A 21,887-nucleotide genomic window follows, 5' to 3' on the forward strand; every position below is an offset into this window, starting at 1 on the left:
TGTTGATACTCTGATTACATACCCAAGCCCTTGCGTTTTTTCTTCTTTTTGCGCTTCATCGCCCGGATGAAAGCCTCTTCCTCGGCATCTACCGCCGGACCTTCGGGAGTGAGCAAGCCCATACCGCCCGATATATCTTCACTGTCGTAGGCGGTCTGCCCGTGTGCCTTGTCCGCAGCATCCACAGGGATGGATAGCGGTATCGGCGGTTGTCCGGCGTATGGCAGGGTGAAGTGTTCCTGCAAGGCATTCGCCGAAAGCTCCTTACCCATGCGCGAACCGTTCAGCACGCATCCCGTGCGGTGGTCGATGAAGGTAGCCCCATAGATGCGCCCTTCCTCTGTGTAGCGCAGTACGGTGTCGATGCCCTTCTCTTTGAGTTGGGATACAAATTTGTCCTTGTCATAAGTGCCTTGCAGCACGGAAAGGACGGTGCGTTTCGTCATGTCTGCCAGTTTCCTATCCTTGATTTCCGATTTGGAACGGACAAACTTCTTCTGTACGGCTTCATAGCCTGCGGACTTCCCGAAAAGCGAGGATTTGAACGGGTTGCCCACCTTGTTACCCTTGTCGTCCGTGACGGAATAGACCAGCCCGTGATACTCCCGTCCGCGCACGTTGCCCCTCGCTTCCTCCACCGTCATATTATATAAGGAAAGGAGCGCACGGTATTCGCCCATCGTCTGGAAACGGTACTGCCCATTCAGAGCCTTCACGGTGTTGCCTACCTGCTTCTTCACATCACCTGCCGATGCGGCCACCTTGCGCAACGGATTATCCAATCTCTGATTTTTACGTTCTGCCGGATGCAATCCGTACTTCTGTTCCAGTTCCCTGCGGATACGGTCGCTGCGGCGGTAGAGAAAATCCCGGTTGAGCCTTTTCCCGTTCTCGTCCACGTTGACCGTCACGATGTGCAGGTGGTGGCGGTCGATGTCCTCGTGCTTGAATACAAGATAAGGCTGGTTTCCGAAACCGAGTTTTTCCAGATACTCGCGGGCGATATTCTGCAACTCAATATCGGTCAGCACATCCTCCGGGTGCGGGTTGAGAGAGATATGCACCACCGGCTTCTCGATCTTCATCTGCGGTGGCAGGAAGGTGAGAAAACCCTCCATCGCCTTGCCTATGTCCACCGTTCCCGAACCGTCATTGTAGATGCGGTTGGTGGTGAGAAGCCGCCCCTGCGCCTCGTTAATCTTCTCCCCGTTGTAGGCAATCGCGCCGTACAACGAACTTCCTACACTGATTTTTGCGACCATTTTGCCTCCATTTCCCTTGAAAGTTCCACAATCCGGCGGCTCAGTTTCACGAGTTCGACGGTGTGTTGCTCTAATTTGTAGAGCAACGCCATCGCCTTTTTCTCTGAAAAATGCAGCCTCAGTTCCTTCACGACTTGGTTGTAATTCGTACCCACGGCACGGAATTGTGCATGAAAATCCGACAGTTTGGTGTAATAGTCCACCAACGTCTTGTCCACCTTCAGCACCTTGAACGGTTGCCCGAAGAAGTGCGCTTTGAGGAAAACAGACCGTGCATAGACACCCGATTTTCCGAACATGGCGAGGAAACGGTTGTGTTCCTCCTCGTTGAAACGGACGGTGTACCGGTACACCGCCGGATCAAGTTTGGGATTTCTCCCTGATTTGCTTTTCCTTTTCTCTTTCATATTACTTTGGATTTAGCGGATTGACGGCATAAGCCGCCGCTTCGGATTACAGCACCGCAGTTCTGAAAGGCTTCCCGACTTCGGAGGGAAAGCCCGCCCCCTGCAAGGGCAAGTGCTTTTCGTGGCTGCTCAAAATATTTTGAGCGGCTGAAAAGACATCTTGCTATGTTCAGGTGAACATAAAAATCCGTCAGGGGACGGATTGGGAAAATACCTTTCAGGACTCCGGGCCGCGCGTCATCGGCGAACCCTGCTGTCCGGGTGCAAAGTTACGCCCTTAAAGCGGTATCGGACAGATGCTTGACCCGGTCAATGACTGCCAACCGGCGCAACGTGCCGCCACTTGCCGGAGAAGTGATACAGGTTCCAAAATATACTTGTTTATTTGCAGCATGATTCAAGAAACGAACGATTTGAAGATATGATAAACGGAACATTCAAATACCCGGAAATCCGCTTCTTCGGATACTTGCCGAAACGGATACCCGAACCGTCGGAAACCCGGTTCTCCGACAATTCGGTGACGTATGGATTCAATGACTTCATGACGCAATGTCGTCAATCACCATTTGTCCGACGCACCGCTTCACCACAGAACCGGATACGCGACGACCCGCCTGCGTGTGTAGTCACGGAAGCGGATGGTGCGACAGCCAAATCCGTATGGAAACAGAAAAACAAATCATCAACAATTAAAATAAATGGAACTATGAGTAAGGAAATCTTCGTTGCATTCGCAACACAGAAAGGTGGCATCGGCAAATCCACTGTCACGGCACTTGCCGCCAGCTACCTGCACAACGTGAAAGGCTACAATGTCGCCGTCGTGGACTGCGACGACCCGCAGCACAGCATCCACGGGCTGCGCGAACACGAAATGGGGCTTATCGACAGCAGCACCTACTTCAAGGCTCTCGCTTGCGACCATTTCCGCCGGATCAAAAAGAACGCCTACACCATCGTCAAAAGCAATGCGGTGAACGCCCTCGACGATGCCGAGAGGATGATTGCCACTGAGGACGTGAAACCCGACGTGGTGTTCTTCGACATGCCCGGCACACTCCGAAGCAACGGCGTGATAAAGACGCTCTCGCAGATGGACTACATTTTCACTCCGCTGAGTGCCGACCGCTTTGTCGTGGAGAGTACCCTGAAATTCGTCACGATGTTCCGCGACAGGCTGATGACTACCGGACAGGCGAAAACAAAGGGGCTGCATCTGTTCTGGACGATGGTGGACGGCAGGGAGAGGAACGACTTGTACGGCATCTACGAGGAAGTGATAGCCGAAATGGGCTTTCCGGTACTTTCCACCCGCTTGCCCGACAGCAAGAAGTTCCGCCGTGACCTTTCGGAAGAGCGCAAGAGCGTTTTCCGCTCCACCATCTTCCCGATGGACACGGCACTGCTGAAAGGGAGTGGCATCCGGGAGTTTTCCGAAGAGATAAGCGACATCATCAGACCGCAGTGAGCATGGGCAGCAGGAAAGTGAACACGGAAGGCATCGACGAGGAACTGCTGTTAGCCTCCATCGGGCGGCGCACACAGGACGGGACACTGCGCCCCGCACAGGAAGTACCCGCAGCTGCACCGACCGAAGAGGACACCGCCGCACCGGAACCATCTCCTGTGCAACCCGTAACACGGGAAAAAGCGCAGAGGGAAAGTGGACGCCGGAAAAGGCAGGACGAGGACTACAACGAGCTATTCCTGCGCCGCAACGAGATAAAGACCCGCCAATGTGTCTATATCAGCCGTGACGTCCACGGCAAGATCCTCAGAATCGTGAACGACATCGCCGGAGGGGAAATCTCAGTAGGCGGATATGTGGATACCGTGCTGCGCCAGCATCTGGAACAGCACAAGGAGAGAATCAACGAACTGTACAAGAAACAACGTGAAGATCTGATTTGAAAATGGAAAAAGAAATGACACCGAATGAAAAAAGACCACAGCAAGACTGCGGAGGTATGTTTACCCAAGTGCAGGCGAGTGTGGAAATACTGTCGCCTGTCCCGGTAAGCGGCAAATGCAGTGAGAAGGACTATGAACGCCTGTTCATCCGCGACCCGGAAGTAAAGGCACGTGAGGGGAAGATGGCGTATGTGCGCCCGGAGTACCACGAGCGTATCATGCGTATCACCCGTGTAATCGGGCATGACCGGCTTACGCTGTCCGCTTACATCGACCATGTGCTGACGCACCACTTCAACCAGTGCGAAGATGCGATAAAGAGCCTTTATGCCCGAAATTACAATTCAGTATTCTAACCAAAAACGGAAGGATATGAATTACACAATCAGCATGACAGACATTCTGCTGGCGGTATCGGTCGGCTGCAACCTCTGGTTCCTGTTCCTGCTCCTTTACGAGCGCATCATGGACACGCGGATTGTCCGCTTCTTCAAGGGCATTGTCGGATTATGGCGGTCACTGGACGGGAATGAGGCTAAACGCATAGCGGCACACGAGGAAGTCCCTGCGGAAAAGGCGGACATCATCGGCAAGAGCCGTTTCAGGATGGCATCCACCCGGACAACCGCTGCCATACCGACGCAAGAAGCCGCCACTATTGAAAAAGGCATTGAGCTGTCGGAGGAAGAGGCTACTTTTGACGACGGAAAAACGGGAAACGCATCCCGCCCGGCACAAGTCCCGGAGGAAAAACTCGATGAGACCTTCACGAGCATACCGCCGGAGGAACTGGGATACGGGGACGACGAACCGGAAGAGGACGCCTCGGACACGCCACGGGCTTCGGGCAGCAGCTTTGACGAGATTGACGACGCCTGCAAGACCGCCAAAAACCCGGACGCGACACAGGCGGAACGTGAAAAGGCGGCTAAGGTGTTCACCGACATGGAGGGCACGGAGTTGTACGAGAAAATGATGGAAGGCTCTTCGGAGATAGGCATCCGCATCAAGGGGCTTATCGAGATTCGGCTGAAGAAATCTGAAAAGGAGTTCGTCGTGCCGGACAACATCGAGGAGTTCGACATTCGCAACTATGTATGACAACAATAAAAGAAATGAACATGAAAGAATGACATCAACCCACGCGGCGAGGAAACGCAAGGCGCATCCCCATCCGCAACGGACACGCCCACGTCCGTGGAAACAAACGGGCATCCACTAAAACCAAAGTAAAGAAACAAAGTATCAACCGCCCGACAAAGGACCATCCACCCTTTTGACGGCAAAAAACAAGAACAGTTTATGAACAAGAACATCTTGAAAAACAGAAAAGCAATCCTCTCCGCGGCACTTGTCATCGCCGCAACCGCCTCCGCTTTCGCGCAGGGAAACGGCATCGCGGGCATCAACGAAGCCACCTCTATGGTGAGTTCTTATTTCGACCCCGGAACTAAACTGATATACGCCATCGGTGCAGTCGTCGGGCTTATCGGGGGCGTAAAAGTGTACGGCAAGTTTTCATCGGGCGACCCCGACACCAGCAAGACAGCCGCCTCGTGGTTCGGCGCGTGCATCTTCCTGATTGTTGCCGCCACCATCCTGCGCTCATTCTTCCTTTAATAAATAATGTATGGCTGAATACCCAATCAACAAGGGTATCGGCCGTCCGGTAGAGTTCAAGGGCTTGAAGGCACAGTACCTCTTCATCTTCTGCGGAGGTCTGCTGGCTCTCTTCGTCCTGTTCGTCATCCTCTACATGGTCGGTATCGACCAGTGGATATGTATCGGCTTCGGCGCGGCATCGTCCTCCCTCCTTGTATGGCAGACCTTCGCGCTGAACGCCCGGTACGGTGAACACGGGCTGATGAAATTAGGAGCGGCACGGAGCCATCCCCGATACCTTATCAACCGGCGGCGGATAACCCGTCTGTTCAAACGACAACGAAAGGAAGAAAGACAATGAGGAATACATCGAAAATGACAACACTGGAAAACAGGTTCCCACTTTTAGCGGTGGAGCATGGCTGCATCATCTCAAAGGACGCCGACATCACGGTGGCTTTCGAGGTGGAACTACCGGAACTTTACACCGTGACGGGTGCGGAGTACGAGGCGATACACAGTTGCTGGTGCAAGGCTATCAAGGTGCTGCCGGACTACTCCGTCGTCCACAAACAGGACTGGTTCATCAAGGAACGCTACAAACCGGAGCTTCAGAAGGACGACATGAGCTTTTTAAGCCGCTCTTTCGAGCGTCACTTCAACGAGCGTCCGTACCTGAAACACACCTGCTACCTCTACCTGACCAAGACAACAAAGGAGCGTAACCGGATGCAGAGCAATTTCAGCACGCTGTGCCGGGGACATATCATCCCGAAGGAGCTGGACAGGGAAACCACGACCAAGTTCTTGGAAGCCTGCGAACAGTTCGAGCGCATCATGAACGACAGCGGGCTTGTCAGGCTGCGCCGCCTCTCCACCGATGAGATTGTGGGTACTGAGGGAAAGACGGGACTTATTGAACGCTACTTCTCGCTCATGCCGGAAGGTGACACCACCTTGCAGGACATCGAGCTTTCGGCAAGGGAGATGCGCATCGGCGACAACCGCCTGTGTCTGCACACCCTCTCCGACGCGGAAGACCTGCCGGGCAAGGTGGCTACCGACACCCGTTACGAGAAGCTCTCCACCGACCGGAGTGACTGCCGACTGTCATTCGCCTCCCCGGTGGGGCTTCTGCTCTCCTGCAACCATATCTACAACCAGTATGTGCTGATAGACAACAGTGAGGAAACCTTGCAGAAGTTCGAGAAGTCCGCCCGTAACATGCAGTCGCTATCTCGCTATTCAAGGAGCAACAGCATCAACCGCGAGTGGATAGACCAATACCTGAACGAAGCCCATTCCTACGGACTGACCTCGGTACGGGCACACTTCAACGTCATGGCGTGGAGCGACGATGCGGAGGAACTGAAGCATATCAAGAACGACGTGGGCAGCCAGTTGGCAAGCATGGAATGCGTGCCGCGCCACAACACCATCGACTGCCCGACACTCTACTGGGCGGCGATACCCGGCAATGCGGCGGACTTCCCGGCGGAAGAGAGTTTCCACACCTTCATCGAACAGGCGGTGTGCCTGTTCACAGAGGAAACCAACTACCGCAGCTCGCTCTCGCCCTTCGGCATCAAGATGGTGGACAGGCTCACGGGAAAACCGCTGCACCTTGACATCTCCGACCTGCCCATGAAGCGAGGTATCACGACCAACCGCAACAAGTTCGTGCTGGGTCCTTCGGGCAGCGGCAAGTCTTTCTTCATGAACCACCTCGTGCGCCAATATTATGAGCAAGGCGCACATGTGGTATTGGTGGACACGGGAAACTCCTATCAGGGCTTGTGCGGCATAATCCGACGCAAGACAGGCGGAGCGGACGGTGTGTATTTCACCTACACGGAAGATAAGCCCATCAGCTTCAACCCGTTCTACACCGACGATTACATCTTCGACGTGGAGAAGAAGGACAGCATCAAGACCCTGTTGCTGACGCTCTGGAAGTCGGAGGACGACAAGGTGACAAAGACGGAGAGCGGCGAGCTGGGCAGTGCCGTGAGTGCCTATATTGAGCGCATCCAATCCGACCGTAGCATCGTGCCGTCGTTCAACACCTTCTACGAGTATATGCGTGACGACTACCGCAAGGAACTGGCACAGCGTGACATCAAGGTGGAGAAGTCCGACTTCAACATCGACAACATGCTCACCACCATGCGGCAGTATTACCGGGGCGGGCGTTACGATTTCCTGCTCAACTCCACGGAGAACATCGACCTGCTCGGCAAGCGGTTCATCGTCTTCGAGATAGATTCGATTAAAGAAAACCGCGAACTGTTCCCCGTCGTGACCATCATCATCATGGAAGCCTTCATCAACAAGATGCGGCGGCTGAAAGGCGTGCGGAAACAGCTTATCGTGGAAGAGGCTTGGAAGGCCCTCTCATCGGCGAACATGGCTGAATATCTGCGCTATATGTATAAGACGGTCAGAAAATATTACGGCGAGGCAATCGTGGTGACGCAGGAGGTGGACGACATTATCAGTTCTCCGGTGGTCAAAGAGAGCATTATCAACAACTCGGATTGTAAAATCCTGCTTGACCAAAGGAAATATATGAACAAGTTCGACCAGATACAGGCGTTGCTCGGACTGACGGAAAAGGAGAAGTCGCAGATACTCTCCATCAACATGGCGAACAACCCTTCACGGCTCTACAAGGAGGTGTGGATAGGCTTGGGCGGCACGCAGTCGGCGGTCTATGCCACGGAGGTCAGCGCGGAAGAGTATCTGGCGTACACCACCGAGGAAACGGAAAAAGTGGAGGTTTACCGTCTGGCGGAGAAGCTGGGCGACGACATCGAAGCCGCCATCCGGCAGCTTGCCGAAAGGCGGAGAAACAAGGAATAACTAAAAAACAGAATGTATCAACCAAAAAAGAAAAACGCGTATGAATTTACCAAAAGTGAAAATGCTGCAAGTCAGCAAGTGCCTTATCGGATTGGCGGTCATGATGCTGCAATCCTGCGACGTGGCCGACAACCGCCGCGACATGCTGTGCGGGAACTGGGAGAGCGTGGAGGGAAAACCTGACGTGCTTATCTACAAGGAGGGCGAAGCCTACAAAGTGACGGTGTTCCGTCGTAGCGGTCTGCGCCGCAAGCTCAAGCCGGAAACCTATCTCTTGCAGGAGGAGAACGGCAACCTGTTCATGAACACCGGCTTCCGCATCGACGTGTCCTACAACGAGGCCACGGATGTGCTGACTTTCTCGCCAAACGGGGACTATGTGCGGGTGAAGCCGCAGCCGGGACATCCGACCGAAGAATAACAACCACTAAAATCCAAAGTAACATGAGAACAAGAATAACAATGATTATCTGCCTGTGCCTGCTTTTCGCGGGCAGGGCAAGCGCACAGTGGGTCGTAAGCGATCCGGGCAATCTAGCGCAGGGCATCATCAATGCCTCCAAAAACATCATCCATACCTCCAAGACCGCCACGAACATGGTGAGCAACTTTCAGGAGACGGTGAAAATCTATCAGCAGGGCAAGAAGTATTACGATGCCCTCAAATCGGTGAACAATCTGGTCAAGGACGCCCGCAAGGTGCAGCAGACCATCCTGATGGTGGGCGACATCACAGACATCTATGTGAACAGTTTCCAACGGATGCTCCGTGACGGGAATTTCAGACCCGAAGAGCTTTCCGCAATCGCTTTCGGCTACACGAAACTGCTGGAGGAAAGCAACGAAGTGTTGACGGAACTCAGGAACGTGGTGAACATCACCACGCTCTCCATGACCGACAAGGAGCGCATGGACGTGGTGGAACGCTGCCACTCGAAGATGAAGCGTTACCGCAACCTCGTGAGCTACTACACGAACAAGAACATCTCCGTGAGTTACCTGCGTGCGAAAAAGAAGAACGACCTCGACCGCATCATGGGGCTGTACGGGAACATGAACGAAAGATACTGGTAGCCTATGAAGTTCGACAACCTTCATCAGATTTTACGTTCACTTTATGAGCAGATGATGCCGCTGTGTGGGGACATGGCTGGTGTGGCGAAAGGCATCGCCGGGCTGGGTGCGCTGTTCTACGTCGCCTACCGGGTATGGCAGTCGCTGGCGAGAGCTGAACCGATAGACGTATTCCCGATGCTCCGTCCTTTTGCCATCGGTCTGTGCATCATGTTCTTCCCGACTGTGGTGCTGGGCACGATAAACAGCATCCTCTCACCCGTCGTACAGGGCACGGCAAAGATGCTGGAGGCGGAAACGCTGGACATGAACCGATACCGGGAGCAGAAGGACAAACTGGAATACGAGGCGATGGTACGCAACCCCGAAACCGCCTACCTCGTGTCCAACGAGGAATTTGACAAGCAACTGGAGGAACTCGGCTGGTCGCCCTCCGACATGGTGACGATGGCGGGAATGTATATCGACCGGGGAATGTACAACATGAAGAAGAGCATCCGCGACTTCTTCCGCGAGATACTCGAACTGCTGTTCCAAGCCGCCGCCCTCGTGATAGACACCGTCCGCACCTTCTTTCTCGTGGTGCTGGCGATTCTCGGTCCGATAGCCTTCGCCCTGTCGGTATGGGACGGTTTCCAAAACACGCTCACGCAGTGGATATGCCGCTATATACAGGTCTATCTGTGGCTACCGGTATCGGACATGTTCAGCACCATACTGGCGAAGATACAGGTTCTGATGCTGCAAAACGACATCGAGCGGATGCAGGCAGACCCGAACTTCTCGCTGGATTCGAGCGACGGGGTGTATATCGTATTCCTCTGCATCGGCATCATCGGCTACTTTACCATTCCCACCGTTGCGGGCTGGATTATCCAAGCCGGAGGCATGGGCGGTTACGGTCGCAACGTGAACCAGATGGCGGGACGAGCCGGAAGCATGGCGGGCAGCGTGGCGGGTGCAGCCGCAGGAAACGCAGTCGGACGTGTCGGCAAATTGCTGAAATAATCAATGTGCAATCATAAATTGGAAAATATAAATGGAATTCAAATCACTTAGAAACATCGAATCGTCGTTCAGGCAGATACGCCTGTTCGGTATCGTCTTCCTCTCGCTGTGCGCCGTGGTGACGGTGTGGAGCGTGTGGAACTCCTACCGTTTCGCAGAGAAGCAACGGGAGAAAATCTATGTGCTGGACAACGGCAAGAGCCTGATGCTCGCCTTGTCTCAGGATTTGTCGCAGAACCGCCCGGCGGAGGCACGGGAACATGTGCGCCGTTTCCACGAGATGTTCTTCACGCTATCACCTGAAAAAAGCGCGATTGAACACAACGTGAAACGTGCCTTGCTGCTGGCGGACAAGAGCGTGTACCACTATTATTCGGACTTCGCGGAGAAGGGGTACTACAACCGCATCATCGCCGGGAACATCAACCAAGTGCTGAAGGTGGACAGCGTGGTGTGCGACTTCAACGCCTATCCCTACCGTGCCGTGACCTACGCCACACAGAAAATCATCCGGCAGAGCAACGTCACCGAGCGCAGCCTCGTGACCACCTGCCGCCTGCTGAACGCATCGCGGTCGGATGACAACCCGAACGGTTTTACCATCGAGGGTTTCACCATCATTGAGAACAAGGATTTACAGACTATCAAACGGTAACAGGACATGAAAAGTATCAGAAAATCAATGTGGGGCATGTATTGGAAACTCCACGACAAACGGAAACGCTTGGCGGCAAGTCTCAAAGGGTATCTGGACGGCTTGCCGCCGGAAACACGCCGCCGCATCGTGCTGGGGATGTTCGCCGCCTTCGCGGTGCTTGCCCTTTACACCTTCGGCAGAGCCGTCTATGACATCGGCAGGAACGACGGCTCACATATGGAAACGGGACACGCCGGACGGGTGGAACTGCCGACCCCGGCGGAAACAGGCAATCACTTAACACCTTATTTATATGGAACAGACAAAGAATGAACCGACGAAAGAGAACAAAGCTGCTCCCGAAACGGGGAAACCGAAAAAGGAGCGCGAACCGCTGACAGAGGCGCAACGGCTGAAACGGCAGAAGATGATCGTGCTGCCCGCTATGGTGTTGGTGTTCATCGGGGCGATGTGGCTGATATTCGCCCCGTCCTCCGGCAAGGAGCAACCGCCGGGAACGGACGGATACAACACCGAGATGCCCGACGCTGACAAGGCGAACCGGCAGATTATCGGCGACAAGCTGAAAGCCTACGAGCATGGGGAGATGGAAGAGCGTCAGGAGAGCCGCAACCGTGCCATCGGGCAGCTGGGCGACATGTTCGACCGCGAGATAGCGGGAACGGAGAACGGAGTGGACTTCGACCTCGCCAATCCGGGCGGCAAGGAAGAAAGGGCAAAGCCAGCCACGCCGCAGACCATCCAGTCCTCCGCAGCCGCCTACCGTGACCTGAACGCCACGCTCGGAAACTTCTACGACCAGCCGAAAAACGACAATGCGGAGATGGACGAATTGTTGGAGCGCATCGCATCGCTGGAGTCGGAACTGGAAAGCGAGAGGGGCAAGGCTTCCTCTATGGACGAGCAGGTGGCTCTTATGGAGAAGTCCTACGAGCTGGCGGCAAAGTACATGGGCGGTCAGAACGGAGGACAGCCATCGGCGGAACAGAGGGCAGAGCCAACTACCGTGCAGAAAGGGAAGAAGAACAAGGCAATGCCTATCAGACAGGTGGAGCATCAAGTAGTTTCTTCACTCTCACAGCCTATGAGTAACGCGGAGTTTGTCGCCGCCTTATCGCAGGAACGCAACCGGGGTTTCAACACGGCTGTCGGCACGGCGGAGGTATTGGACAGGAACACCATACCGGCGTGCGTGCATGGGGCGCAGAGCGTGACGGACGGGCAGACGGTAAGGCTGCGCCTGCTGGAGCCTATGGCGGTGGCAGGCAGGACAATACCCCGGGGTGCGGTGGTGGTCGGCACGGGCAAGATACAGGGTGAGCGGCTCGACATCGAGATTACCTCGCTGGAATACGACGGCACGATTATCCCCGTGGAGCTTGCGGTCTATGACACGGACGGACAGCCCGGCATCTTCATCCCGAACTCGATGGAGATGAACGCCGTCCGGGAGGTCGCCGCCAACATGGGCGGCTCGCTGGGAAGCAGCATCAACATCTCCACCAATGCCGGGGCGCAGCTCGCCTCCGACTTGGGCAAGGGGCTGATACAAGGCACGAGCCAGTACATCGCCAAAAAGATGCGAACCGTCAAGGTGCATCTGAAAGCCGGGTACAGGGTCATGCTTTACCAAGAAAAATATTGAAAACAATAAAAATTACCACTAAAATCCAAAAGTAATGAGAAAAGTAATCATCATGTTTGCCCTCGCTATGGGCATCATAACTGCCAACGCGCAGGAGAATGTAACCGTTGAAACGACCAACGGAAGTGAACAACCGACCTTGACGAAGGAGGTCTATCCGCAGAAGGAGGCGGACGGCGACCTATATCACGGGCTGTCACGCAAGCTGACCTTCGACCGCATGATACCGCCGCACGGTCTGGAAGTGACCTACGACAAGACCGTCCACGTCATTTTTCCGGCGGAGGTGCGCTATGTCGATTTAGGCTCGCCCGACCTGATTGCCGGGAAAGCCGACGGAGCGGAGAACATCATCCGTGTGAAGGCTACCGTAAGGAATTTTCCCAACGAAACGAATATGTCCGTCATCACGGAGGACGGCAGTTTCTACACCTTCAACGTGAAGTACGCCGCCGAACCGCTGTTGCTCAACGTGGAGATGTGCGACTTCATCCATGACGGCAGCACGGTGAACCGCCCGAACAACGCGCAGGAAATCTATCTGAAAGAGCTGGGCAGCGAAAGCCCGATGCTGGTGCGCCTTATCATGAAGTCCATCCACAAACAGAACAAGCGCGAGGTGAAGCATATCGGCTGCAAGCGTTTCGGCATCCAATACCTGTTGAAAGGCATCTACACGCACAACGGCTTGCTTTATTTCCACACGGAGATAAAGAACCAGAGCAACGTGCCTTTCGATGTGGACTACATCACTTGGAAAATCGTGGACAAGAAGGTTGCGAAGCGTACTGCCGTGCAGGAGCAGATTATTCTGCCGCTCCGCGCGCAGAACTACGCCACCCTCGTGCCGGGCAAAAAGAGCGAGCGCACGGTCTTCACGATGGCGAAGTTCACCATCCCCGATGACAAGTGCCTCGTGGTGGAATTGAACGAGAAGAACGGCGGCCGTCACCAGTCCTTCGTGATTGAGAACGAGGATTTGGTACGCGCGGGTACCATCAACGAACTTCAAGTACGCTGACCATGAGAAAGTACATCGCAATAATCATCGCGTCGCTTGCCCTTTTTACAGGGCAGGCGCACGCCCAGCGGTGTCTGCCGAAGATGCAGGGCATCGAGGTGAGGGCGGACATGGCGGACGGCTTCAATCTCGGCGGCAAGGACGGCGGGTACAGCTTCGGGGCGGCTCTCTCCACCTACACGAAGAAGGGGAACAAGTGGGTGTTCGGTGGCGAATACCTGTTGAAGAACAATCCCTACAAGGACACCAAGATACCCGTGGCGCAGTTCACGGCGGAGGGCGGCTATTACTTCAAGATACTGTCGGACGCCCGAAAGATTGTTTTCGTCTATGCCGGGGCTTCGGCTCTCGCCGGATATGAGGCGGTAAATTGGGGGAAGAAGGTGCTGCATGACGGCTCCACGCTGCACGACCGGGACGCCTTCATCTACGGCGGTGCGCTGACGCTCGATGTGGAGTGTTACGTGGCAGACCGTATCGCCCTGCTTGCCAACCTGCGGGAGCGTTGCCTTTGGGGTGGCGACACACGGAAGTTCCACACGCAGTTCGGGGTCGGTATCAAGTTCATCATCAACTGACACGGGCATGGAAAGGACGGAAATAGATGCTGTCAGAAGGATGCCGCTTGCGGATTTTCTCGCACGGCTGGGGCATGAGCCTGTCAGAAGGAGCGGTAACGAGCTGTGGTATCTTGCCCCGTACAGGGGCGAGCGCACATCCTCTTTCCGTGTGAACGTGGCGAAACAGCTCTGGTACGACTTCGGTTTGGGCAAGGGCGGCGACATCTTCACGCTTGCCGGGGAGTTTCTGCAAAGCGATGACTTCATGAAGCAAGCGAAGTTCATAGCGGAAGCCGCCAATATGACGGTTGCCGGATGGGAAAAGCCCGTCTATCTCTCGAAGCCGACCGAATCCGTTTTTGAGGATGTGGAGGTCGCTCCGCTGCTCCGCTCACTGCTGACGGAGTATTTAGAGGAACGGGGCATCCCTTACGCCATCGCATCCCGTCACTGCTGCCGCTTGAACTACGGTGTGCGTGGGAAACGGTATTTTGCCGTTGGCTTTCCGAACATGGCAGGTGGCTATGAAGTCAGAAGCCGATATTTCAAGGGTTGCATACCTCCGAAGTCTGTATCACTGGTAAAGGCGAATGACATCCCGGCTGACGAGTGCCTCGTGTTCGAGGGCTTCATGGACTTTCTCTCTGCCGTGACGCTTGGTGTAACCGGTAACGCTGACTGTCTTGTGCTGAACTCAGTCGCCAACGTGGAGAAGGCGGCGGGATTGCTGGACGGATACGGGCGCATCGGCTGCTTCCTCGACCGTGACGAAGCCGGACGGCGGACGCTTGCCGCACTTACCATGCGATACGGGGAACGTGTCACCGACCGTTCCTCCCTCTATGACGGTTGCAAGGACTTGAACGAGTACCTGCAACTGACAACGAAAAAACAGAAAAACAACCATCTAAAAATCGAAGAACAATGAACATACTGAACAACAGAAACAAGAGAACATCAATATTCAAGGCAGTGGCGTTATGCCTGATAGCCGCCATGTCATTCACCCTCGTGTCATGTGACGATGACATGGACATCCAGCAGTCCTATCCCTTCACGGTGGAGGTCATGCCCGTGCCGAACAAGGTAGTAAAGGGGCAGACAGTGGAAATCCGCTGTGAACTGAAAAAGGAGGGCGACTTTTCGGGTACGCTCTATACCATCCGCTATTTCCAGTTCGAGGGGGAAGGCTCGCTCAAAATGGATAACGGCATCACCTTCCTGCCTAACGACCGCTACCTGCTGGAGAACGAAAAATTCCGCCTGTACTACACGGCGGCGGGTGATGAGGCGCATAATTTCATCGTGGTGGTGGAGGATAACTTTAGCAACTCCTACGAACTGGAATTTGACTTCAACAACAGGAATGTAAAGGACGACGATCTTACCATCGTTCCCATCGGCAACTTCAGCCCCTTGTTGAAATGATGCGTGTATTCATGACAATGCTCTGTTCACTTCTGACGGTCTGTTCTGTGTCCGCGCAGATCAGCCGCCAAGAGGGAACGGACGGGCAGGCGGCAATCTACCGACTGCCGCTTATGGAACGTGCTTTTTTATGCTGCCGCTACTTTGAAGGCTGGCACTCAGAAAAACACTACCCATACGTCGGTTGGGGTCACAAACTTTTGCCAAACGAGAAGTATTCGGCACGAACCATGACAAAACGGGATGCGGATGAACTTTTGCGGAAAGACCTGCGCAAATTTGTCGCCATGTTCCGTAAATTCGGGGTTGATTCGATTTTGCTTGGCACGTTAGCTTACAATGTGGGACCGGCGAAGCTGTTAGGCAGCAAAACAATCCCCAAAAGCACCTTAATCAAGAAGCTGGAAGCTGGTGACAGGAACATCTACCGTGAGTATATAGCCTTCTGCAACTACAAAGGAAAACGCCACGCCATGCTGCTCAAACGGAGAAAGGCGGAGTTTGCGCTGTTGTATATCCCATAAAAGGACTGACAAAACTGGCAAAAGACGTGCCATATTTAACTTGGCACGTCTTTTGCTCTATCACTTGATAGATTATCGTAGGATTTTCTCGTTAATTGACATCGTTGAGCCATTTTTGCCTATCGGTTTCCAAATAACACTTCAAGTTGTAAGTGTTGTGAGAGCAATACAAAACATAGTTATTAACCATAAAAAGTATAGCGAAATTATGAAGAAAGTATTTAGGAAAATTCAGAAAGGAACAACAAAAATGATTGAACGTATCAAATCGTTGGGGGAAATGGAGACGAAGCAGAAATGTGTAGTTCAACGGTTCGAGATTATCATTCCCCTCCACCAAAAAATAACGACCCAATATATAGCCTCCGCAAGTTTTACTTGCGGATTTTTTAGTTATCGCAGATTGGACAAAGGTTTCTTTGCTACTTTCTTTGTCCGCCATCATGCTCACTGAAAGAAAGTAGGGCGGCTCTCGCCGCCCCGCCACTCAAAAGCGTGTGTAAAGTCCCGTCACCATCGTGAACATTTCCTCCAGCATATCAAAATAGATACCCTCGTGTACGGCAATGTCCTTTGTCTTGCACTCAAAGGTCTTTTTGCTGAACGTCCTGCGGTAGAAGCGCATATTGTAGAGGTCTGCCCCTTCGTCATAGATGATGTCAAGGCGGTTGGCACTTGTTTTGTTCCTTGCAAGGCTCATCCGTAAGCCGTTGCCCATATCTATGAAATCACGGCTACCTGTCATGGCGGTGAAGCGTTTTCCGCCTATCTGCTGTAATATCGTCTTGGCTATCATATCTTTTGTTTTTAGGGTTTTAAGTATTGGCGGTGCGGACACCGCCATCCCGTTCAAAATTCTCGCATTTCGGAAATGGGGGTCTGCCGTTGTAGCCACTCTTTCACACATTCCATATTGTACTCGCTCGTGATGACTGCCGTATGGCTGTCGGTGGCGGTGAAACGTGTGCTTTCGTAATCATCTATCCACCCCTTGAGGGTGTCCGTTCCCCACGCTCCGGTATCGTCAAAGATACCGTCCAATGCCGTGATAGGTTCGCTGAACTTGACTATCAGCGTTTGATAGGTCGTGTTCATAGTCTGTCCTCCTTTCCCTTCTTTGCGTTCAGCCACTTGTCCCGTGCGGCTCGGCACTCGTCCAACGTGGGTTTGACACAAGAGAACAATTCTCTGTCTATGGGGTGGCGGTAGTCGTACTGCACAAGTGTCCGCCTGCGTCTTCCGATACCCGATTGGAAACGCTCGTATTTCTCCGTACCTGCTTCCGCGCAGGTGCTTACTCCGTTGATGGTCATTCGTGTTGTCATAATGTTGCTTTTTAGATGGTTAAAAATGTACTGACAGAACTCTGTTCTTCATCACCATTTCGGGGTTGCTTGTGTAGCGTTGGTGCAGGTAGAAATGGTGTGAGCCGAAGCCGTAAAGGAAAAACTTGTCAAGTTCGTGCTTCTCGGCAAACTCCTTTACGCTCTTTCTCAATTCCCCCTCACTCGTTGTGAGAGTGAGGAGGTTCACAAATTCAAGGAACATCGTGGGGATTGCATCATCCCACACACAAATCATACTTTCAATTCTTACTTCCATATCAATGTTGTTTTAGGGGTTATGCTATGCCGCTTTCATCCGCTCACGGATAAGGTTGGCGTTCTTGTTCACAAGGTCTATGATGCGCTCGTGATATTCGGTGTCCTGGTTGTGCTTGCCGTGGCACTGCACCACTTCGAGGGTTCGCAAGTCCACCTCTACGGTTTCAATAATCTCATCGCCAATCCTTGCCGATAGTATGAGGGTGTCGGCTTTCTTGTAGTATCCACTGCCAAACACGCAGATGCCCTGCGTCTTGCCCTCGTTGTAATACTCGTCTATGCTTTCAAGCACCTTGACGATTATTTCCTCGTCCGTGATTACCAAGCCGAAGAATTTGGATTTGTTGGCGATGAAATCCTCCGCATCTTTCTTTCGTTGGAGTTGTCGCTGTTGCTCACGCTCACGCCTTTCAATCTCCCAACGGCGTTGCTCTGCGGCTCTTTCCTTCTCGTGTATGGCTTCAATTTTTCGGGTTGCGTTGTCGTGTGCCGCCATGAAATCTTCGGGACAGATGTTCTTCGGGTTACGGAGGTCTTGACCGAGTTTTTTGAGCATACGCAGATAGTCGCACCACATTGAGAGGTTGTCTATCTGATACTTGTGACGCTTGGCAATCAGATATGATGCCCAACATTCATCGGCAGTACGGGTATTGAAAAGAAAGTGTTTCATGACCTCAATCTCACCGCCTTTCATAAGGGTTTCAATTCTTGGGTCTGAAAGCAAGGCTTTGAAAAGACGCACGGGGGAGATGCCGTGGAAATCGCCCTTGAAGCCGTTACGTCTGAGTTGGGGCAATATCCTCATCTTTGGATATGCACAGCTTCTTGCCACCACATCATCGTATAGGCTGTTGTGCGGTCTTACCTCCATATCGCTGCCTAATGCCCACACATCGCAATAGCAGAAAAGGAAGCCACGGAGCAACGCCATGTCCGTAACCTTGCCGTCGGGTGAAATCCAACGCTGCACGACCTCGTGGCAGTAGAAACGCATCGGTTCGCCTTTCCTGCTCTCGCATCTGACCTGCGCCACGCGGATTACCTGATACCCTTTGCAGGTGGTTATCACGCTGAAATTCTGCGTTTCCTTGTAGATGCGTCTGCGTGTGTCCTGCACTTTGAGTTCGGCATGGCATTTGGGGCAGGTGCAGCCTTCAAGGGTGTCGCATAGTCCGCTGTCGCTGTGCCACTCGTGACCGCAGTCGGAACAGGTGATGTTCCCTTTCTTGGTGCGGTAGCCGATATGCTCAACGCAGTGGCGGTATGCCCAATCTATTTGTGTCGCTGATATGGGGCGAAGGTTGGCGGAAAGTCTTGCCACCTCTTTCTGTATCTTGGTCTTCGGTTTCATAAGCCTAAATCAAATAATGAGGGTTGGGGTTGGTTTTCTTTTCTCGCTGACGGTCTGTGGCGGTTCTGCAACTTGCGGAGTTCCTCCTCTTGGTATTTGCGGACAGCGTTCTGACGTGCCTCCGCCTTTTCCTCTGCCGTGAGTTTCACAACGTGGTTCACAACCACTTGGCAGTCCATCGGTTTGCCCACCTCTATCTCGTTTTCCTCATAGTAGTGGATGGCTTGCCCGAATATCTCTCCGTCCGTGAAACCGTTGCAACCGCTTTTCTGCACATAGTTCAGAATGTGGGTCACGCACTCGTCCATGTTCTTGGCAGGGTTGCGGTACTTCTTTGCAAATAGCGCATCTTCCTCCGCACGCTGTTCCAAGTACATATATATCGTTCTCTTGAAATGGTCTGTTCCTTTCATATCGCTGTCATTTTTAGATTATCTGTTTCAGTATCTCTCTCCAATAGGTCGGCTCTACCTCGCTGAGAAGGAAGTCCATGAAATCCCTCCGTGCGTCCTTGTTCAGTTCGTGGTACAATCTTCGGAAAGTTTCAAAATTGCCGTTGATGTACGTTTCCACCATATACACGAAGATGTTGTCCACCTCGTAATATCTGCACTGCTGCGCTGCCGTCTTGCTGTTTCTTTTTGCCATGTCGGTAAGGGTTAAAGGGTGAATAACCAAAGGATGAAGCCAAAGAAGGCAATGGTGGAAAGGATAGCCACGATTACACCTATCGCCACTCGGAACACTCCGTTTACAATCTCTCTGATGATGCCCCAAAGGATGCCGAACACCCCGAAGGCGGTGCGCATCATCAAGCCGCATATCGCCAACCCGATGTGTTGCGCCATTTGTCTGAAATTTGCCGTTGCCGTCATATCTTCGCTGTTTTTGATTTTTTTGTTTTTAATGCGGATTCAAGAGCTGAGGGAGTTGAGTTTCAAACTATCTTATCTGCCTCTCGTTTATCCGACATTTTTTTTATGCGTCTTTCTGTCGCATCGGTCGTTTTCGTTTCGGGTGCTTGAAAAGGTAGGGATTAGGGAATGCAAGGTTTTTCGGTCAAAATACTACCCGCAGGGCTGGAGATTTTTACCGAAAACAGGAGGCTTGACCTTGCTTTCCCGTCCAATCCCGGAATTACCTTTGCGCCCAGAACGAAAATGACTGACTGATGCGGCTTACTGAAAGGCGCAAAATGGAGGTAAACGAAAACAGAGGCAGATTGTGTAGAAAAAAACTTCAGGGGAAAATCCGTAAAAAAAAGAATCACCAAAAGGAAAAAGACATCACCGGAAGCGTGAAAAGGGCAAACCACAACAAAGGAAGTATGATTGTTTCCGATCCGACGGAACTTGTTCAGCCGGGTGGCAACAATCATTCTTCCCGGTTTGTCCGGCTGTGTGTGGGCGCCTGTTTCATTCATGGGGCAGGCTGACACACTCTGCATTCACTTTCCGCTTCCGGCAAAAGAGACAGCGAAAAAAGAAAAATCATTTGAAAACCCGTAAAAGCACCTCTTGGCATAGGCGCAAAAGAAAGGGGCATTGCTTCATCTGTCTAAACATCGTTTAGGCGTGAGGCAATGCCCTTTTCTCCAGCTATGCGGTAGTCGGCACACGTTTGTTCCAAACTCGTTTTGGGCAATGGTGTGCCGACGGACAATACCGCTTTTACGGAAAATTCTTATGAATGAGGGGATAAAAAACGGGAGTTTATATCAAAATCTCGAATTAAATAGCTACTTTTGCATACGAAGAGTTCTTTGAAGGTTACGCAACGCGCAGAAGGATAATGCAGTAGATAACTAACTAAATCGTAACCTATTACTATCAAGAGCAATTAACCTACGCTCATTTCCAATAAATTACACTCTTTTCGTAACTTCTTGATGCAAAGTTACATAAATAATCTTTTATCATGGCATTATAAAACAAATTTATACCTTTGTAAACTCAGATTCATAGCATACCATGAAAAAAATAGTTATTAAATTAATATTGGCATTTATCATGTTTGAAGGAACCTCTTGTATAAACGATCCTATTATAATCAGCCCCGATCTGGCGTTTCGGGCGGAAGCTACTACAGGGGAGGGATCGATTTGGCATCCCGATCGCAATACACTTTTCTGGGTAGATATTGAAGGAAAGACGTTATATGAGTATATACCGGACTTGCAAAATTGCCGTTCATGGCAGTTCGACCGCATGGTCTCTACCGTCGTACCGGAAACGGACAGTACGGTAGTCGTCGCTTTACAAAACGAGATCATACGTGTAAACCTAACGGATGGGAACACGACATCCATCGCCCCAATCCCGGACAATAACGGGAAGATTCGTTGCAACGATGGGAAATGCGACCCGTCCGGACGCTTATGGATCGGCACCATGGGATTTGGCGCACCTAAAGGGGCTGCCAGCCTTTATTGTGTATGGGCAGACGGAACCGTCGAAACTAAGTTGACAAAAGTCACGATCTCCAATGGGATCGTATGGTCCGCCAACAAGAAATACATGTATTACAACGACACACCTACCCGTAAGATCATACGTTTCCGGTATGACGATAGCTCCGGTGACATATTGTACGATGGCGTAGCCGTAAATATACCCGAGGGCACCGGCTCCCCGGATGGAATGACGATAGATTGCAACGACAACCTTTGGGTGGCTCAATGGGGAGGTGGCGGTGTTTATTGTTACAATCCCTATACCGGCGACCTGTTGACAAAAATTGTCGTACCGGCCCCCCACGTAGCGTCATGCGCTTTTGGAGGGGATAAGCTCGACACGCTTTATATAACGACCGCCCGTGCTGGATTGAGTGAGGAACAGCTTGAGGAATATCCACTAAGCGGTAGCGTATTCTGTTGCAAGCCCGGAGCGAAAGGGGTGCCGGCGAATTGTTTTCATTAATAATCCGTATTTTTGGTTATAAAGTAGCATAATCGTAAACCAAATA

32 protein-coding genes are annotated in these 21,887 nt (G+C 52.4%); 21 read left to right on the forward strand and 11 right to left on the reverse strand.

Features of this window, described 5'->3' with window-relative positions; genetic code table 11:
* Nucleotides 1-14: 14 nt before the first annotated feature.
* Together mobB and mobA are read right to left on the reverse strand one after the other, a co-directional pair.
* Nucleotides 15-1,262: a conjugal transfer protein MobB gene (mobB, locus tag D7V92_RS00845; protein WP_004291483.1), complete on the reverse strand. Its 1,248-nt coding sequence runs from the start codon at nucleotides 1,260-1,262 to the stop codon at nucleotides 15-17.
* Nucleotides 1,241-1,669: a conjugal transfer protein MobA gene (mobA, locus tag D7V92_RS00850; protein WP_004291488.1), complete on the reverse strand. Its 429-nt coding sequence runs from the start codon at nucleotides 1,667-1,669 to the stop codon at nucleotides 1,241-1,243. Before mobA ends, mobB begins: the two co-directional genes overlap by 22 nt.
* 421 nt (nucleotides 1,670-2,090) lie before the next feature.
* On the opposite strand from mobA, the gene D7V92_RS00865 reads away from it, so the two are divergent.
* The 19 genes from D7V92_RS00865 to D7V92_RS22670 all read left to right on the forward strand — a co-directional run bounded on the left by D7V92_RS00865 (nucleotide 2,091) and on the right by D7V92_RS22670 (nucleotide 16,419).
* Complete coding sequence (locus D7V92_RS00865; protein ID WP_004291492.1) at nucleotides 2,091-3,140, forward strand: ParA family protein; 1,050 nt, start codon at nucleotides 2,091-2,093, stop codon at nucleotides 3,138-3,140.
* 2 nt (nucleotides 3,141-3,142) lie between these two features.
* On the forward strand, nucleotides 3,143-3,583 hold the full coding sequence (locus D7V92_RS00870) for a DUF3408 domain-containing protein (protein ID WP_004291503.1): 441 nt from the start codon (nucleotides 3,143-3,145) through the stop codon (nucleotides 3,581-3,583).
* A 2-nt stretch (nucleotides 3,584-3,585) separates the two neighbouring features.
* Nucleotides 3,586-3,939: a DUF3408 domain-containing protein gene (locus tag D7V92_RS00875; RefSeq protein ID WP_004291505.1), complete on the forward strand. Its 354-nt coding sequence runs from the start codon at nucleotides 3,586-3,588 to the stop codon at nucleotides 3,937-3,939.
* A 16-nt stretch (nucleotides 3,940-3,955) separates the two neighbouring features.
* Nucleotides 3,956-4,684, forward strand: coding sequence for a hypothetical protein (locus D7V92_RS00880; RefSeq protein WP_004304280.1), 729 nt, complete (start codon nucleotides 3,956-3,958; stop codon nucleotides 4,682-4,684).
* A 201-nt stretch (nucleotides 4,685-4,885) separates the two neighbouring features.
* Entirely contained in the window at nucleotides 4,886-5,203 is a 318-nt protein-coding gene (locus D7V92_RS00885; protein ID WP_002560983.1) for a DUF4134 domain-containing protein, read from the forward strand.
* A 10-nt stretch (nucleotides 5,204-5,213) separates the two neighbouring features.
* On the forward strand, nucleotides 5,214-5,546 hold the full coding sequence (locus D7V92_RS00890) for a DUF4133 domain-containing protein (RefSeq protein WP_004291514.1): 333 nt from the start codon (nucleotides 5,214-5,216) through the stop codon (nucleotides 5,544-5,546).
* On the forward strand, nucleotides 5,543-8,047 hold the full coding sequence (locus tag D7V92_RS00895) for a TraG family conjugative transposon ATPase (RefSeq protein WP_121772086.1): 2,505 nt from the start codon (nucleotides 5,543-5,545) through the stop codon (nucleotides 8,045-8,047). The genes D7V92_RS00890 and D7V92_RS00895 overlap by 4 nt, the downstream gene beginning before the upstream one ends.
* Before the next feature lie 40 nt (nucleotides 8,048-8,087).
* Complete coding sequence (locus D7V92_RS00900; RefSeq protein WP_004291516.1) at nucleotides 8,088-8,468, forward strand: DUF3876 domain-containing protein; 381 nt, start codon at nucleotides 8,088-8,090, stop codon at nucleotides 8,466-8,468.
* Between the two features lie 23 nt (nucleotides 8,469-8,491).
* On the forward strand, nucleotides 8,492-9,121 hold the full coding sequence (locus D7V92_RS00905) for a DUF4141 domain-containing protein (RefSeq protein ID WP_004304283.1): 630 nt from the start codon (nucleotides 8,492-8,494) through the stop codon (nucleotides 9,119-9,121).
* Nucleotides 9,122-9,124: 3 nt separating this feature from the next.
* Entirely contained in the window at nucleotides 9,125-10,129 is a 1,005-nt protein-coding gene (gene traJ / locus D7V92_RS00910) for a conjugative transposon protein TraJ (RefSeq protein WP_004291518.1), read from the forward strand.
* 31 nt (nucleotides 10,130-10,160) lie between these two features.
* Nucleotides 10,161-10,784, forward strand: a complete 624-nt coding sequence (gene traK, locus D7V92_RS00915) for a conjugative transposon protein TraK (protein WP_004291519.1) — start codon at nucleotides 10,161-10,163, stop codon at nucleotides 10,782-10,784.
* 6 nt (nucleotides 10,785-10,790) lie between these two features.
* Nucleotides 10,791-11,099 carry a TraL conjugative transposon family protein gene (locus D7V92_RS00920; protein WP_004291520.1) on the forward strand — a complete coding sequence of 103 codons (309 nt, stop codon included), beginning with the start codon at nucleotides 10,791-10,793 and terminating at the stop codon, nucleotides 11,097-11,099.
* A complete protein-coding gene (gene traM / locus D7V92_RS00925; RefSeq protein WP_004291521.1) occupies nucleotides 11,080-12,432 on the forward strand; it encodes a conjugative transposon protein TraM in 1,353 nt (450 codons plus the stop codon). Before D7V92_RS00920 ends, traM begins: the two co-directional genes overlap by 20 nt.
* 34 nt (nucleotides 12,433-12,466) lie before the next feature.
* Complete coding sequence (gene traN, locus D7V92_RS00930) at nucleotides 12,467-13,453, forward strand: conjugative transposon protein TraN (RefSeq protein WP_004291522.1); 987 nt, start codon at nucleotides 12,467-12,469, stop codon at nucleotides 13,451-13,453.
* A 2-nt stretch (nucleotides 13,454-13,455) separates the two neighbouring features.
* Nucleotides 13,456-14,031, forward strand: coding sequence for a conjugal transfer protein TraO (locus D7V92_RS00935; RefSeq protein WP_004291523.1), 576 nt, complete (start codon nucleotides 13,456-13,458; stop codon nucleotides 14,029-14,031).
* A gap of 7 nt (nucleotides 14,032-14,038) precedes the next feature.
* Entirely contained in the window at nucleotides 14,039-14,941 is a 903-nt protein-coding gene (locus D7V92_RS00940) for a toprim domain-containing protein (protein WP_004291524.1), read from the forward strand.
* A complete protein-coding gene (locus D7V92_RS00945) occupies nucleotides 14,938-15,441 on the forward strand; it encodes a DUF3872 domain-containing protein (RefSeq protein WP_004291525.1) in 504 nt (167 codons plus the stop codon). Before D7V92_RS00940 ends, D7V92_RS00945 begins: the two co-directional genes overlap by 4 nt.
* Complete coding sequence (locus tag D7V92_RS00950) at nucleotides 15,438-15,965, forward strand: hypothetical protein (protein WP_004291526.1); 528 nt, start codon at nucleotides 15,438-15,440, stop codon at nucleotides 15,963-15,965. Before D7V92_RS00945 ends, D7V92_RS00950 begins: the two co-directional genes overlap by 4 nt.
* A 64-nt stretch (nucleotides 15,966-16,029) precedes the next feature.
* Nucleotides 16,030-16,419 (forward strand): hypothetical protein, encoded by a 390-nt coding sequence (locus tag D7V92_RS22670; RefSeq protein ID WP_004291527.1) that lies wholly within the window; start codon nucleotides 16,030-16,032, stop codon nucleotides 16,417-16,419.
* 33 nt (nucleotides 16,420-16,452) lie between these two features.
* Here the strand turns inward: D7V92_RS22670 and D7V92_RS00960 are convergent, their stop codons facing one another.
* From D7V92_RS00960 to D7V92_RS01005, 9 genes are all read right to left on the reverse strand, one after another.
* Entirely contained in the window at nucleotides 16,453-16,761 is a 309-nt protein-coding gene (locus D7V92_RS00960) for a hypothetical protein (protein ID WP_004304290.1), read from the reverse strand.
* 53 nt (nucleotides 16,762-16,814) lie between these two features.
* A complete protein-coding gene (locus D7V92_RS00965; RefSeq protein WP_005783104.1) occupies nucleotides 16,815-17,117 on the reverse strand; it encodes a hypothetical protein in 303 nt (100 codons plus the stop codon).
* Entirely contained in the window at nucleotides 17,057-17,290 is a 234-nt protein-coding gene (locus D7V92_RS00970) for a DUF3873 domain-containing protein (RefSeq protein WP_004304291.1), read from the reverse strand. Before D7V92_RS00970 ends, D7V92_RS00965 begins: the two co-directional genes overlap by 61 nt.
* A gap of 19 nt (nucleotides 17,291-17,309) precedes the next feature.
* Entirely contained in the window at nucleotides 17,310-17,567 is a 258-nt protein-coding gene (locus tag D7V92_RS00975; protein ID WP_004291531.1) for a hypothetical protein, read from the reverse strand.
* Between the two features lie 24 nt (nucleotides 17,568-17,591).
* Complete coding sequence (locus D7V92_RS00980) at nucleotides 17,592-18,923, reverse strand: PcfJ domain-containing protein (protein ID WP_004291532.1); 1,332 nt, start codon at nucleotides 18,921-18,923, stop codon at nucleotides 17,592-17,594.
* Complete coding sequence (locus D7V92_RS00985) at nucleotides 18,920-19,336, reverse strand: PcfK-like family protein (protein ID WP_004291533.1); 417 nt, start codon at nucleotides 19,334-19,336, stop codon at nucleotides 18,920-18,922. Before D7V92_RS00985 ends, D7V92_RS00980 begins: the two co-directional genes overlap by 4 nt.
* 13 nt (nucleotides 19,337-19,349) lie before the next feature.
* Nucleotides 19,350-19,571, reverse strand: a complete 222-nt coding sequence (locus tag D7V92_RS00990) for a hypothetical protein (RefSeq protein ID WP_004291534.1) — start codon at nucleotides 19,569-19,571, stop codon at nucleotides 19,350-19,352.
* 11 nt (nucleotides 19,572-19,582) lie between these two features.
* Entirely contained in the window at nucleotides 19,583-19,798 is a 216-nt protein-coding gene (locus D7V92_RS00995; RefSeq protein WP_004291535.1) for a hypothetical protein, read from the reverse strand.
* A gap of 161 nt (nucleotides 19,799-19,959) precedes the next feature.
* On the reverse strand, nucleotides 19,960-20,370 hold the full coding sequence (locus D7V92_RS01005; protein ID WP_004291538.1) for a hypothetical protein: 411 nt from the start codon (nucleotides 20,368-20,370) through the stop codon (nucleotides 19,960-19,962).
* A 106-nt stretch (nucleotides 20,371-20,476) separates the two neighbouring features.
* Here D7V92_RS01005 and D7V92_RS22675 point away from each other — a divergent pair, with 106 nt between their 5' ends.
* Both D7V92_RS22675 and D7V92_RS01015 read left to right on the forward strand, forming a co-directional pair.
* Nucleotides 20,477-20,689 (forward strand): hypothetical protein, encoded by a 213-nt coding sequence (locus D7V92_RS22675; RefSeq protein WP_007567577.1) that lies wholly within the window; start codon nucleotides 20,477-20,479, stop codon nucleotides 20,687-20,689.
* Nucleotides 20,690-20,932: 243 nt separating this feature from the next.
* Nucleotides 20,933-21,841 carry an SMP-30/gluconolactonase/LRE family protein gene (locus D7V92_RS01015; protein WP_005859808.1) on the forward strand — a complete coding sequence of 303 codons (909 nt, stop codon included), beginning with the start codon at nucleotides 20,933-20,935 and terminating at the stop codon, nucleotides 21,839-21,841.
* The last annotated feature ends 46 nt before the right edge of the window (nucleotides 21,842-21,887 follow it).

This window comes from Parabacteroides sp. CH2-D42-20 (assembly GCF_003670185.1).
GTDB classification, from domain to species: domain Bacteria; phylum Bacteroidota; class Bacteroidia; order Bacteroidales; family Tannerellaceae; genus Parabacteroides; species Parabacteroides distasonis.